Raw genomic sequence first — 13,173 nt, forward strand, 5'->3', positions numbered from 1 at the left:
CGGACGCGGGGACGGGCGTGGCCCGACGTTTGTGGCCGCGCTCCGGCGCTGAATAGACTGCCCGTCTCATGACTGTGACAACTGCTCGTGCGCTCCGAAGCGGGCCCCGGTGACGTGGATGCGGCTCGCCCGTGCGGGACGCGCTCGGGGAGCGCACTCGGTGGCCCGGCGCGCGACGGTGGCCGCGGGTGTGGTGTGCGCGGTGCTGGCCTGGGTGACGGCCGGGACCGCCGGCCTCGTCGGCGCGGCCGGGGCGACGCTGCTGGTCGTCGGGTTCTTCTGGTCCGGGATGATCCCGCTGTTCGTGGTCCGCGAGTTGCGCACCGGCGCGGGCACCGGCATGGCCGTGCTGCTGCTGACCTACACCCTGCGACTGGCGGTCGTGCTGATGGCGCTGCAGGTGAGCAGTGGTCTCGACGCACTCGACGAGCGCTCGCTCGGTGTGACTATTGTCGCATGCGCGCTGACGTGGATCTTGGTCCACGTGGTGACGTCGGTCCGGGGACACCAGCCTCGATCGAGCGCACGGCCCCCCGATTTCGTCGCCGATGACCCCAGCCAGTAGGATCGACCTGCCATGAGCGCGGAGGAGCACGATGACCTGCGTCGTCGGGACCATGCCAATGCATGGGACGCCTCCGGGCTGATCGTATCCGGCATCGCGGTATGGGGTGGCGTCGGCTGGCTCGTCTCCGAGTGGCTCGACAACACCATCTTCGTGATGCTGGGTCTCCTGGTAGGTATGGGCGCCGCCTTGTACCTCGTATGGGTCAGATACGGTAAGTCCTGACCTGGCACCCCGACGGACGCGCCGAGGCGCATTGAGGAAAGGACCCCGTGAGCACTCGGATGATCGCCGCTGAGTCGCCGGAGTTCCACAGTCCAGGGCCGGCCGACTTCGAATTCCCGCCGATTTTCGGTGAGGGGACGTTCTTCACCAAGCCCATGCTGGTGGTCGTGCTCGGCACGATCGCGGTGGGTGCATTCTTCTACTTCGCCGCACGCCGGGCCACGGTGGTTCCCGGCAAGCTGCAATTCGCCGCGGAAAGCTTCTACGGATTCGTCCGTAACCAGATCGCCATGGACGCCATCGGGCGCGAGGGCTCCAAGTACGTCCCGTACCTGGTGACGCTGTTCGGCTTTCTCGTCGCCCTGAACATTTCCGGGATCATCCCGATCCTGCAATTGCCGGCGACATCCAAGATCGGAATCCCGCTCGGTCTGGCCGCGATCTCGTGGATCATCTTCAACTACGTGGGCATCCGCCGGCAGGGCTTCGGCGGGTACTTCAAGAACATGATGTTCCCGCCGGGGGTGCCGAAGGCGCTGTACCCGCTGCTGGCGCCGCTGGAGTTCCTGTCCACAGTCGTGTTCCGCCCGGCGACGCTCACACTGCGACTCACGTTCAACATGTTCGCCGGCCACCTGGTCCTGCTGCTGACGATTCTGGGTGGCGAGTACCTGATCACCGAGTACCAGGGTGTGGTCGGCTACGCGGCCGGCAGCGTGTCCCTGTTGTTCAGCATCGTGCTGACGTTCTTCGAGGGGTTCATTCAGATCCTGCAGGCGTACGTCTTCACTCTGCTCACCGCCATCTACATCGGCGGCGCGCTCACCCACGAGCACTGAGCAAAAGTTCCCTGAGCTTGACCCACTAGGAAAGGAAGAAGGATGGAAGGCTCCCTGAACATGGTCGGTTACGGCCTCGCGGCCATCGGCCCGGGTGTCGGCATCGGCCTGATCTTCGCTGCCTACATCAACGGCGTCGCCCGCCAGCCCGAGGCCCGCAGCGTGCTGCAGGGCATCGCGATTCTGGGCTTCGCTCTCGCCGAGGCGCTGGCCATCATCGGTATCGGCCTCGCCTTCGCGCTGTAGTCGGTGCCCATGTTGACGGCATCGAACATGACGATCCTCGCGGCAGAGGAACCGAACCCGGTTCTGCCGCACACGTCCGAGATCATCGTCGGGCTGGTCGCGTTCGGGCTGTTGTTCTTCTTCCTTCGGGCCAAGGTGTTCCCGATGTTCGAGAAGACCTACGCCGAGCGCACGGCCAGCATCGAAGGTGGCATGAAGGAGGCCGAGGAGTCGCAGGCCGAGGCGCAGCAGCTGCTCGAGCAGTACCGCAGCCAGCTGTCCGAGGCGCGCAGCGAGGCGGCTCGCATCCGCGAGGACGCGAAACAGCAGGGCCAGACGATCGTCGACGACATGCGGCGCGAGGCCGAGGAAGAGGCGCAGCGGATCACGTCTCGGGCTCACGCGCAGATCGAGGCCGAGCGTGAGCAGGTGCTGCGTTCGCTGCGCACCGAGGTCGGGACCCTGGCCACGACGCTGGCCAGCCGGATCGTCGGCGAGGCGCTCGAGGACGACGAGCGCTCGCAGCGGGTCGTCGAGCGTTTCCTCGACGACCTCGAATCGGCCGAGGCATCGGACGCGGCGGTCGGACCGGCCAGTAGGGACGAATGATGCAGGACCGTGAAGGTCACGCACACGACGAGCTGCAGCAGCGTGTCGTGTCGATCGTCTCCGACGCCCAGGACAGGGCGTCGGAGGTGGGCGACGCGCTGTTCTCGGTGGCCGGGTTCCTCGTTTCCCGGCCGTCGGTGCGCCGCGCGTTGACCGACACCGGGCGTGCGCCGGAGGATCGCGAGTCGTTCATCCGGGGCCTGATCGCCGACCAGGTCGATGCTGCGGCGGTCGACGTCGTCGCGGCCTGCGCCCGCGAGCGGTGGTCCGGGCCGGGTGAGCTGAGCGCGGCCGTCGAAGAGTTCGGGGTGCTGGCGCACCTGCTGGCCGCACGCTTCAACGGACGTCTCGACACGGTCGAGGAAGAGATCTTCCGGTTCGGCCAGGTCGTGCGTGGCGACCGGGAGCTGCGCTCGGCGCTGCTGAACACCGCAGCCCCGGTGGAGTCGCTGCGCACGCTGGTCCGCACCCTCGTCGAGGGCAAGGCGGTTCCGGAGACGACTCGGCTGGTCGAGTACGCGGTGACCGAGCGGCGGATGCGTAGCCTCGAGGCACAGCTGGAACACATCATGGCGCTGGCGGCCAAGCAGCGTGAGCGCCGCATCGCGGTGGCGCACGTCGCCGCGCCGCTGAGTCCACAACAGCGGGAACGGCTGGAGCGCAACCTGGCCGAGCGCGCCGGTGGCCCGGTGCTGCTGAACGTCGTCGTCGAGCCCGGGCTCGTGGGCGGTGTGCGGGTGGAGTTCGACGACGAGGTCGTCGACGGCACCGTCACCAGCCGCATCGATGCCGCACGCCGGCGACTCGCGGTGGGTATGTGACATGTCCCACGTCCGGCACCCGGCCGACAAACGATCACGAGCCCAAAGAGAGCAGGAGTAACGATGACGGAGCTGACAATCCGTCCGGAGGAGATTCGGGAGGCGCTCAACGCCTTCGTGGAGTCCTACCAGCCGGCCGCGGCTGTCCGTGAAGAGGTCGGGCACGTCGTGGTCGCCGGCGACGGCATCGCCCGGGTCGAGGGGCTGCCGTCCGCGATGGCCAACGAGCTCCTGGAGTTCGAGGACGGCACTCTCGGACTGGCGCTGAACCTCGAGGTCCGTGAGATCGGCGTCGTCGTGCTGGGTGAGTTCGCCGGCATCGAGGAGGGGCAGACGGTCCGGCGCACCGGCGAGGTGCTGTCGGTGCCGGTCGGCGACGGCTTCCTCGGCCGCGTCATCGACCCGCTGGGCCACCCGCTGGACGGTCTCGGCGAGATCGAGTCCGAGCAGCGGCGTGCGCTCGAGCTGCAGGCACCGTCGGTGATCGGCCGCCAGGGTGTGAACGAGCCGCTGCAGACCGGCATCAAGGCGATCGACTCGATGACGCCCATCGGCCGCGGGCAGCGCCAGCTGATCATCGGTGACCGTCAGACCGGTAAGACCGCGGTGGCCATCGACACGATCCTGAACCAGGTCGAGAACTGGAAGAGCGGCGACCCGCAGAAGCAGGTGCGCTGCATCTACGTGGCGACCGGTCAGAAGGGCTCGACCATCTCCGGCATCCGGCAGCAGCTGGAGGAGGCCGGGGCGCTGGAGTACACGACCATCGTGGCGGCGCCGGCATCCGACGCTGCGGGGTACAAGTACCTGTCGCCGTACACCGGCTCGGCCCTCGGGCAGCACTGGATGTATCAGGGCAAGCACGTCCTGATCGTCTTCGACGACCTGTCCAAGCAGGCCGACGCCTACCGCGCCATCTCGCTGCTGCTGCGCCGCCCGCCGGGCCGTGAGGCGTTCCCTGGTGACGTGTTCTACCTGCACTCGCGGCTGCTCGAGCGCTGCGCGAAGCTGTCCGACGAGCTCGGCGGCGGGTCGCTGACCGGCCTGCCGATCATCGAGACGAAGGCCAACGACGTGTCGGCGTTCATCCCGACCAACGTCATCTCCATCACCGACGGGCAGTGCTTCCTGCAGTCCGACCTGTTCAACTCGGGTGTGCGCCCGGCGGTCAACGTCGGTATCTCGGTGTCCCGAGTCGGCGGTGACGCCCAGGTCAAGGCGATGAAGGACGTCGCGGGAACGTTGCGACTGGCGCAGGCGCAGTACGACGAGCTGAAGGCGTTCGCCGCGTTCGCCTCGGACCTCGACCCGACCAGTAAGGCGCAGCTCGACCGTGGTGAACGTCTTGTCGAGCTGCTCAAGCAGCCGCAGGCGTCGCCGATGGCGGTGGAGCGCCAGGTCGTGGTGATCTGGGCGGGCACCAACGGCAAGATGGACGACGTGCCGGTCGAGGACATCCGCCGGTTCGAGTCGGAGTTCCTCGACTACCTGGGCCGCGAGCACAACGACATCTACGAGACCATCCGCGGGACGGGCAAGCTGCCGGACGACGTCCGGGCCACGCTGGAGAGCGCGGTCGACGAGTTCAAGCAGCAGTTCGTCACCGCATCGGGCCAACCGCTGGTGAAGGACGAGCCGGTCGCGGCGATGGAGGAAGGCGAGGAGGACCTGACGGTCCTGCGCCGGCACACCCGCCGTGAGTCGGAGATCCGCGAGGCGGCCCGGCCCGACGCGGGCGACGAGTGACGGGCCGGTCCGCGTCGATCGACGAGGGCGAGAGAGGAGGTCGCTGAGCCATGGGAGCACAACTTCGGGAGCTGCGTGAGCGCATCCGGTCGGTCGGCTCCATCAAGAAGATCACGCGCGCGCAGGAACTGATCGCGACGTCGCGGATCGCCAAGGCGCAGCAGTCCGCCGAGGCGGCGCGCCCCTACACGAGGGCGCTGGTCGAGGCGCTGGAAGCGGCCGCCGACCGTGCCCGGCTCGATCACCCGTTGATCGAGGGTGTCGGCACGCCCAGGCGTTCGGCGGTGCTGGTGGTCACCAGCGACAGCGGTTTCGCCGGCGCGTACTCGGCGAACGTGATCCGTGAGGCGGAGTCGCTGACCGGCCTGCTCAACGGCAACGGCCAGGAGGTCCGGCCGTACGTCGTGGGCCGCAAGGGCGTCAACTGGTTCCGGTTCCGTTCGCGCGAGACCGGTGGCGAGTACGCCGGGTTCACCGGGAAGCCGACCTACGCCGACGCGCGGGCGATCGCCGACGACCTGCTCGAGGCGATCAACACGCCGACCGACGACGGCGGCGTCGACGAGATCCATGTCGTGTCCACGCACTTCAAGAACATGGTCACGCAGCAGGTGCGCGCGCGCCGGTTGTTCCCGATCGTGGTCGAGGACGTGCCCGAAGAGCTGCAGCACGCCGAGATCGCCGCCCAGCGCGGCGACACCGGCGGGGCCGCCGCCGAGTCGCGAGCCGGTGGCGACAACCACGCGCTGCCGCTGTACGACTTCGAGCCGTCGGCCGACGAGGTGCTGGGCACGCTGTTGCCGCAGTACGCGGGTAACCTCGTGTACACGACGTTGCTCGATGCGGCCGCGTCCGAGTGGGCCGCGCGTCGGCGCGCGATGAAGTCGGCGACCGACAACGCCGGAGAACTGCAGGAGAGCCTGACCCGTCAGGCGAACTCGGCTCGCCAGGCCGAGATCACCCAGGAAATCAGCGAGATCGTCGGCGGCGCGGATGCGTTGGCGACCGCAGGGAGTGAATAGGACTCATGACCACGACAGAAAGTGAAGGCACGGCGACCGCGCCCGTCGGCGCGACCGGCCGGGTCGTCCGGGTGATCGGTCCGGTCGTCGACGTCGAGTTCGGTGCCGGGCACATGCCGGCGATCTACAACGCGCTCGAGGTCGAGCTCGAACTGGCCGAAGAGGCCGGTGGCCGCCGTACGTTGACGCTCGAGGTCGAGCAGCACATCGGCGACGGCCTGATCAAGGCGATCTCGATGCAGCCGACCGACGGACTGGTCCGCGGCGCGAACGTCCGCGACACCGGTTCGCCGATCACGGTGCCGGTGGGCGACGGCGTCAAGGGCCACGTGTACAACGCGCTGGGCCACCCGCTGGACACGGACCCGTCGACCATCAAGGCCGACGACCGGTGGTCCATCCACCGTAAGCCGCCGCCGTTCGACCAGCTCGAGGGCTCCACTCAGATGCTGGAGACCGGCATCAAGGTGCTCGACCTGCTCACGCCCTACGTCCAGGGTGGCAAGATCGGGTTGTTCGCCGGTGCCGGTGTCGGCAAGACGGTGCTCATCAAGGAGATGATCACCCGGGTCGCGCGGAACTTCGGCGGGACCTCGGTGTTCGCCGGTGTCGGCGAGCGCACCCGTGAGGGCAACGACCTGTGGGTCGAGATGATCGAGGCGGACGTGCTCAAGGACACCGCGCTGGTGTTCGGACAGATGGACGAGCCCCCGGGCACGCGTATGCGCGTCGCCCTGTCGGCGCTCACCATGGCCGAGTACTTCCGCGACGTCCAGAACCAGGACGTGCTGCTGTTCATCGACAACATCTTCCGGTTCACCCAGGCCGGTTCCGAGGTCTCGACGCTGCTCGGCCGGATGCCGTCGGCTGTCGGTTACCAGCCGACGCTGGCCGACGAGATGGGCGAGCTGCAGGAGCGCATCACGTCGACACGTGGTCACTCCATCACGTCGATGCAGGCCATTTACGTGCCGGCGGACGACATCACCGACCCCGCGCCGCACACGGCGTTCGCGCACCTCGACGTGCGGACGGTGCTGTCGCGGCCGATCTCGCAGCAGGGCATCTACCCGGCGGTGGACCCGCTGGACTCGTCCAGCCGGATCCTCGACGCGGCCTACATCGGTGCGGACCACTACCGCATCGCCAGCCACGTCAAGGAGATCCTGCAGAAGTACAAGGAGCTGCAGGACATCATCGCGATTCTCGGTGTCGACGAGCTGTCCGAAGAGGACAAGATCACCGTGAACCGGGCGCGCCGGATCCAGCGGTTCCTGTCGCAGAACATGTTCGTCGCCGAGGCGTTCACCGGCCAGCCGGGCGTGTTCGTGCCGCTGTCCGAGACGCTCGAGTCGTTCGACGCGATCTGCAAGGGCGAGTACGACCACCTGCCGGAACAGGCGTTCAGCTACGTCGGCAACATCGAGGACGCCGAGAAGCGCGCACGCGAGATGTCGTCGTAATTGTTCGTGACCGGTCGTTGCGTCGCGTGGGGCTTGTGGTCGCCCTTCGTGACGGGGCCGGGAGTTGGCTCTGGCGCTGCTCGCAAGCTCGCTTGACGCGCCTGCCGCCAATCTCCCGGCCCCGTCCGATCCGACCGGCCCGCTGCGGGACGGACGGTGAGGTCGGGTGGGCCGGGGTGGGGAGCGCCGTGTCGGAGGCGGCCGGTAGGCTCGCATAGCCTAGGAAGGGAAATGGTTGTGGCGAAAGAGCTGAACGTCGAGGTCGTCGCGGCCGACCGCAAGGTCTGGTCGGGCTCTGCCAGCATCGTGATCGCCCGCACACCGGACGGCGAGGTCGGCGTCATGGCCGGCCACGAGCCCGTGCTGGCGGTGTTGGTCACCGGGCCGGTGACCGTGCGGACCGCGGACGGCGGTGCCGTCGTGGCGGCCGTGTCCGGCGGGTTCCTGTCGGTGTCCGAGGACCGGGTGGCAGTGCTCGCCGAGCAGGCGGTACTGGCCGAGGAGGTCGACGCCGTCGGCGTCGAGGCGGAGATCGCACAACTGCAAGGGGCAGACGACGAGGCTGCGCGTCAGTGGGCCGAGGCCCGGCTCGGCGTCGCCTCACACCGCTAGATCGGCACAGAACGTCGGGCCACGTTCGGGGGAGGTGATCGGTGGCGCTGGTGTCGTGGATCCTGGTCGTGCTGGTCGCGCTCGCGCTGGCCGCGGTCCTGATCCTCATCGCCCTGTACGTCCGCCGAAGCCTCCTGCAGCGCGACGGTGGATTCGACATGTGTGTCCGCGGCAGCAGTCACGACGGCTGGGCCGGCGGGTGGGCGTTCGGCATCGGCCGCTACCGCGAGGAGTCACTCGAGTGGTTCCGCACCTTCAGTTTCACCACGTGGCCGAAACGTTCGTTCCAGCGAGAGGACATGACGGTCGAGAACCGTCGTGACCCCGACTCCGAAGAGAGTTACGAGCTTCCGGCCGGGCACGTCGTGCTGGTCTGCGCGGTAGAGAACGAGCCGGTCGAGGTGTCCATGAGCGAGTCGGCGGCGACGGCTTTCCTCGCCTGGCTGGAGGCGGCACCGCCTGGGGGGCAGTTCGTCGACTGACGGTACTGCGGCGTAACGTTCGCAGCACGCCTTTGCGGCGTACGGGTCAACGGGTCTGGACTCGACGGTGAAGGGTCGGCGGAGTGGAGAGATTTCGAGTCGCTGGCGGTAGCTCACTGCGCGGCTCCGTGCGGGTGAACGGCGCGAAGAACAGCGCGCTGAAGTTGATGGCCGCCGCGTTGCTGGCCGAAGGACGTACCATCCTGCACGACGTGCCGGCCATCACCGACGTCGACTACATGGCCGAACTGTTGCGCCGCCTCGGCGCGGACGTCGAGCGGACCGGCACCGTGGTGACGATCGACGTGCCCGGCGAAATCGGCCACGCCGCACCGTACGAGCTGGTGCGGCGGCTGCGGGCGTCCATCTGCGTGCTCGGCCCGCTGCTGGCCAGGTGCGGCGCGGCCGACGTGGCGCTGCCGGGCGGCGACGCCATCGGCTCGCGCGGGCTCGACATGCACATGGCAGGGCTGGCGAAACTCGGCGCGGACATCGGTGTGGAGCACGGCTTCGTGGTCGCTCGCGCGCCGGGCGGGCTGACCGGCGCGACCATCCTGCTGGACTTCCCCAGCGTCGGCGCCACCGAGAACATCCTGATGGCCGCGGTCCTGGCTCAGGGGACCACGACCATCGACAACGCCGCCCGCGAGCCCGAGATCATCGACATCTGCACCATGCTGACCGAGATGGGCGCGCACATCGACGGGGTGGGCACGTCCACGTTGCGCGTCGAGGGTGCCGACCGGATGCACCCGACCGAGCACACCACCGTGCCGGACCGCATCGTCACCGGCACCTGGGGCGTGGCGGCCGTCATGACCCGCGGCGACATCACCATCAGCAACGGCCGCCCCGAGCATCTCGAGATCGTCCTCGACACCCTGACCTCGGCCGGAGCCGTCGTCGAGTCGTCGGCTGACGGGCTGCGCGTGGCCATGTCCGGGCGACCGCGGGCGGTCGACGTCGTCACGCTGCCCTACCCGGGTTTTCCCACCGACCTGCAGCCGATGATCGTCGCTCTCGACGCCGTCAGCGAGGGCACGGCGATGATCACCGAGAACGTCTACGAAGCGCGGTTCATGTTCGTCAACGAGCTGGCCCGGCTGGGTGCGGACGTGCGTATCGACGGGCATCACGCGATCGTGCGCGGCCGTTCGGCGCTGTCCGGTGCGCCGGTGGTCACCACCGACATCCGGGCGGGGGCCGGGCTGGTCCTGGCCGGGCTCGTGGCCGACGGCGAGACGCTGGTGTCGGCGGTGCACCACATCGACCGCGGCTACCCCGATCTGGTCGGCGAACTCTGCTCGCTCGGCGCCGACGTGGTCCGAGAGCCGGACCCGGACGGCTTCGATGACTGATGTCGACAGCCAGCAGTCGACCAGCGACGCCACGACGCCGGACAGCGCTGAGCGGCCGCTGACACACCGCGACCGGGCGGCCGCATGGCGGGCACACGTGACGCCGGGCCGCGTCGGCCTGGTGGTCTACGTGACGGTGCTGCTCACCTACTGCGTCACCGAGGGCATCCCGATGGACCGCATCGGGCAGACGGGCTGGATCCTCATCGGCATCGTCGCCGGGAAGCTCGGGCGGCCCTGGCGCGAGCACGTGCGGACGTTCCTCGACTGGCTGCCGCTGCTGGCCGCGCTGGTGCTCTACGACCACACCCGCGGCGTCGCCGACGGGCTCGGTATGCCCGTGCACGTGGGCTCGGTCGTCGAGGTCGAGCAGTCGTTGTTCGCCGGGACGACACCGACGGTCTGGCTGCAGACGCAGCTCCTGGAACAGTCGGTGCGCTGGTGGGACGTCGGTATCGCGGTGGTGTACTTCACGCACTTCGTGCTGCCGTGGCTGATCGCGGCGGTGTTCTACCTGTACGCCCGCCCGCGTTGGGTCGCCTACATCCGGCGGGTGCTCCTGCTGTCCTACGCCGGGCTGGCCACCTACATCCTGCTGCCGGTCGCGCCGCCGTGGTACGCCGCCGGAGAGGGCGAGATCGCCGCGCCGGTCTACCGACTCGTCGGACGCGGCTGGGAGGAACTGGGGCTGCGCAGCGCCGACGAGTGGCTGGCCGGCGCGCAGGCGGAGTCGAACCTGGTCGCGGCGGTGCCGTCGCTGCACGCCGCGTTCGCCCTGCTGGTCGCCGTGACGCTCTGGCCGTTGACGCGGCATCCGCTGCTGCGCGCGTGCCTGGTGCTCTTCCCGCCGGCCATGGCGTTCACGCTGGTGTACGGCGGCGAGCACTACGTCGTCGACGTGCTGCTGGGCTGGATCTACGTCGTTCTGGTGCTCTGGGTGGCACGCTGGTGGGAGCGTTGGCGCGCCAAGCGCTCGGGCATGATGACCGCCGTTGTCGCGGCCGGCTGAGGGAGGCAGGAGCATGACGCAGAAAGTCGCGGTGATCGGTGCCGGGCTGATGGGGTCGGGTATCGCACAGGTGGCGGCGACCGGCGGATACGACGTCGTGTTGCGTGACGTCGACGACGACACCGTCCGGCACGGAATGGCCACCATCGAGGTCAGCACCGGCAAGCTCGTGCAGAAGAACCGGCTCACCGACGCCGACCGCGACGCCGCGCTCGGCCGGATCACCCTGACGACCGAGCTCGACGCGGCCGCCGACGCCGACGTCGTCGTCGAGGCGGTCTTCGAGCGGGTGGACGTGAAGCGGTCCGTGTTCGCCGAGCTGGACCGCGTGTGCGGTCCGGACGCGGTGCTGGCCACCAACACCAGCGCCATCCCGATCACGACCATCGCCGCGGCCACCGAGCGACCGGAGGCGGTCGTCGGCACCCACTTCTTCTCGCCGGTGCCGATGATGGCGCTGTGCGAGCTGGTCCGCGGCCAGCGCACCAGCGACGAGACGCTGGACAGCGCGCGGACGTTCGCCGAGACCGTCGGCAAGACCTGCGTCGTCGTCAACCGGGACGTCGCGGGTTTCGTCACCACCAGGCTGATCAGCGCGTTGGTGATGGAAGCGGTGCACCTCTACGAGTCGGGGGTCGCCTCGGCCGAGGACATCGACAACGCCTGCAAGCTCGGCTTCGGTCACGCCATGGGCCCGCTCGCGACCACGGACCTGACCGGTGTCGACGTGCTCATGCACGCCTCCAGCAACATCTACGACGAGACGGCCGACCACAAGTTCTTCCCGCCGGAGCTGCTACGGCGCATGGTCGACGCCGGTGAGCTGGGCCGCAAGTCCGGCCGCGGCTTCTACACCTACTGAGCCTGCAGCCGCCGAGCCGCACGGAAGCCGTCACGGTGTGATGATGTGGTGGTCACAGCGGCACGAGAGCCACACCGTCCGACCGGCACGCTGTTCTGACGGTGATCCTTGAGCCATCGGGATGTCCCCTTCAGGTGGCGCTGGTGCGGCGGCGGTTTCCGTTCGTGCGCCGGGGCACGCCGGGGTCGATCGCGGTGCCGGACGTGTGCTCCGGGTTGTGGCTCACCGGTGTCGAGTGGGTGCTCATCCGACGCGGCAGCAGCAGGCGCGTCGTCACGAGCTTGGCGCGGTCACGGCGGCGCAGCCGTTCGCGCCGGGCCAGGTCGGCCGCCCCGATGAGCCCGGCCTCGTTGCCCAGCGCCGCCCGGCTGAGGCCGGCCTCCGGACGGAAGCCGCGGCCGGTCAGTGTGCGCCGCAACGACGTCCGCGCCGGGCCGAGCATCAGATCGCCCACGTCCGAAACCCCACCACCGACGACCAACAGGCCAGGGTCCAGCGCTGCGGCCAGATTCGCCAGACCGGTGCCGAGCCAGTGCCCGACGTCCTCCAGCAGTTCGACGGCGGCCGGGTCGCCCTCACGGGCCAGCTCGCTGACCATGGGGCCGGTGATGCGCCGCGGATCGCCCTCGCACGCCTCGGCGATGCGGTGCCCGACGGGGGAGCCGTTGACGACGAGCTCCCGCGCCTCACGGACCAGGGCGTTGCCGCTGGCGTACTGCTCCCAGCAGCCGCGGTTGCCGCACTCGCAGCGGTGACCGCCCGGGACGATGACCATGTGCCCGAACTCGCCGGCCACACCGAACCGGCCACGGTGCAGCACACCGTCGAGCACGAGCGCCCCGCCGATGCCGGTGCCGAGAGTCACGCACACCACGTGCGACTCGCCCTGTGCCGCGCCGAAGCGGCACTCCGCCCACGCGGCGGCGTTGGCGTCGTTGTCGACCACCACCGGCAGCCGGGTCCGCCGGTGCACCGCCTCGCGCAGCGGTTCGTTCCGCCACGCCAGGTGCGGCGCGAACAGGACCGACGACTGGGTGCCGTCGACGAAGCCGGCCGCGCCGATGCCGACGGCGAGGGCGTGGTGCCGGGCTGCGAGCTCGGCGACCACGTCGGCGATGGTGTCTTCGACGACCTGGGCGCTCTTGCTCTTGCTGGGAGTCTCGCGGTGGGCGCGGTCGATGACCCGACCCTCGGCGTCGACGACGCCCGCGGCGACCTTCGTTCCGCCGATGTCGATGCCGATGGTGGGCCGCAGCGCCAGCCGGGCGACTCGCGCGCGAGTTGGGGACATCCCTCAAGTATGGCGGCCTGGTCGGCGGGCCGGTGGCGCCGGGC

15 protein-coding genes are annotated in these 13,173 nt (G+C 69.2%); 14 read left to right on the plus strand and 1 reads right to left on the minus strand.

The window, feature by feature from the left end; translation table 11 throughout:
- Window positions 1-118: 118 nt before the first annotated feature.
- The 14 genes from CLV30_RS03120 to CLV30_RS03185 all read left to right on the plus strand — a co-directional run bounded on the left by CLV30_RS03120 (window position 119) and on the right by CLV30_RS03185 (window position 11,838).
- The gene (locus tag CLV30_RS03120) at window positions 119-565 is read left to right on the plus strand and encodes a hypothetical protein (protein WP_106535734.1); all 447 of its coding nucleotides are present in this window, start codon (window positions 119-121) and stop codon (window positions 563-565) included.
- Window positions 566-577: 12 nt separating this feature from the next.
- Window positions 578-790 (plus strand): hypothetical protein, encoded by a 213-nt coding sequence (locus CLV30_RS03125; RefSeq protein WP_205740466.1) that lies wholly within the window; start codon window positions 578-580, stop codon window positions 788-790.
- 47 nt (window positions 791-837) lie between these two features.
- A complete protein-coding gene (atpB, locus tag CLV30_RS03130) occupies window positions 838-1,629 on the plus strand; it encodes a F0F1 ATP synthase subunit A (RefSeq protein WP_205740465.1) in 792 nt (263 codons plus the stop codon).
- Between the two features lie 42 nt (window positions 1,630-1,671).
- Window positions 1,672-1,875 carry an ATP synthase F0 subunit C gene (atpE, locus tag CLV30_RS03135; RefSeq protein ID WP_106535736.1) on the plus strand — a complete coding sequence of 68 codons (204 nt, stop codon included), beginning with the start codon at window positions 1,672-1,674 and terminating at the stop codon, window positions 1,873-1,875.
- Window positions 1,876-1,884: 9 nt separating this feature from the next.
- The gene (locus CLV30_RS03140; RefSeq protein WP_106535737.1) at window positions 1,885-2,463 is read left to right on the plus strand and encodes a F0F1 ATP synthase subunit B; all 579 of its coding nucleotides are present in this window, start codon (window positions 1,885-1,887) and stop codon (window positions 2,461-2,463) included.
- Entirely contained in the window at window positions 2,463-3,284 is an 822-nt protein-coding gene (locus CLV30_RS03145; RefSeq protein ID WP_165358444.1) for a F0F1 ATP synthase subunit delta, read from the plus strand. The genes CLV30_RS03140 and CLV30_RS03145 overlap by 1 nt, the downstream gene beginning before the upstream one ends.
- 63 nt (window positions 3,285-3,347) lie before the next feature.
- Window positions 3,348-5,030: a F0F1 ATP synthase subunit alpha gene (gene atpA / locus CLV30_RS03150; RefSeq protein ID WP_106535739.1), complete on the plus strand. Its 1,683-nt coding sequence runs from the start codon at window positions 3,348-3,350 to the stop codon at window positions 5,028-5,030.
- Window positions 5,031-5,080: 50 nt separating this feature from the next.
- Entirely contained in the window at window positions 5,081-6,052 is a 972-nt protein-coding gene (locus tag CLV30_RS03155; RefSeq protein ID WP_106535740.1) for a F0F1 ATP synthase subunit gamma, read from the plus strand.
- A gap of 5 nt (window positions 6,053-6,057) precedes the next feature.
- Window positions 6,058-7,515: a F0F1 ATP synthase subunit beta gene (gene atpD, locus CLV30_RS03160; protein ID WP_106535741.1), complete on the plus strand. Its 1,458-nt coding sequence runs from the start codon at window positions 6,058-6,060 to the stop codon at window positions 7,513-7,515.
- Between the two features lie 237 nt (window positions 7,516-7,752).
- Window positions 7,753-8,127: a F0F1 ATP synthase subunit epsilon gene (locus CLV30_RS03165; RefSeq protein ID WP_106535742.1), complete on the plus strand. Its 375-nt coding sequence runs from the start codon at window positions 7,753-7,755 to the stop codon at window positions 8,125-8,127.
- Between the two features lie 41 nt (window positions 8,128-8,168).
- Window positions 8,169-8,609 carry a DUF2550 domain-containing protein gene (locus CLV30_RS03170; protein ID WP_205740464.1) on the plus strand — a complete coding sequence of 147 codons (441 nt, stop codon included), beginning with the start codon at window positions 8,169-8,171 and terminating at the stop codon, window positions 8,607-8,609.
- Between the two features lie 83 nt (window positions 8,610-8,692).
- On the plus strand, window positions 8,693-9,967 hold the full coding sequence (murA, locus tag CLV30_RS03175) for a UDP-N-acetylglucosamine 1-carboxyvinyltransferase (RefSeq protein ID WP_106535743.1): 1,275 nt from the start codon (window positions 8,693-8,695) through the stop codon (window positions 9,965-9,967).
- Window positions 9,960-10,976, plus strand: a complete 1,017-nt coding sequence (locus CLV30_RS03180) for a phosphatase PAP2 family protein (protein ID WP_106535744.1) — start codon at window positions 9,960-9,962, stop codon at window positions 10,974-10,976. Before murA ends, CLV30_RS03180 begins: the two co-directional genes overlap by 8 nt.
- A gap of 13 nt (window positions 10,977-10,989) precedes the next feature.
- Window positions 10,990-11,838 (plus strand): 3-hydroxyacyl-CoA dehydrogenase family protein, encoded by an 849-nt coding sequence (locus tag CLV30_RS03185; RefSeq protein WP_106535745.1) that lies wholly within the window; start codon window positions 10,990-10,992, stop codon window positions 11,836-11,838.
- Between the two features lie 130 nt (window positions 11,839-11,968).
- Here CLV30_RS03185 and CLV30_RS03190 read toward each other — a convergent pair whose 3' ends face one another.
- On the minus strand, window positions 11,969-13,129 hold the full coding sequence (locus CLV30_RS03190; protein WP_106535746.1) for an ROK family glucokinase: 1,161 nt from the start codon (window positions 13,127-13,129) through the stop codon (window positions 11,969-11,971).
- Window positions 13,130-13,173 lie beyond the last annotated feature (44 nt).

This window comes from Haloactinopolyspora alba, from assembly GCF_003014555.1.
Classification (GTDB): Bacteria; Actinomycetota; Actinomycetes; order Jiangellales; family Jiangellaceae; genus Haloactinopolyspora; species Haloactinopolyspora alba.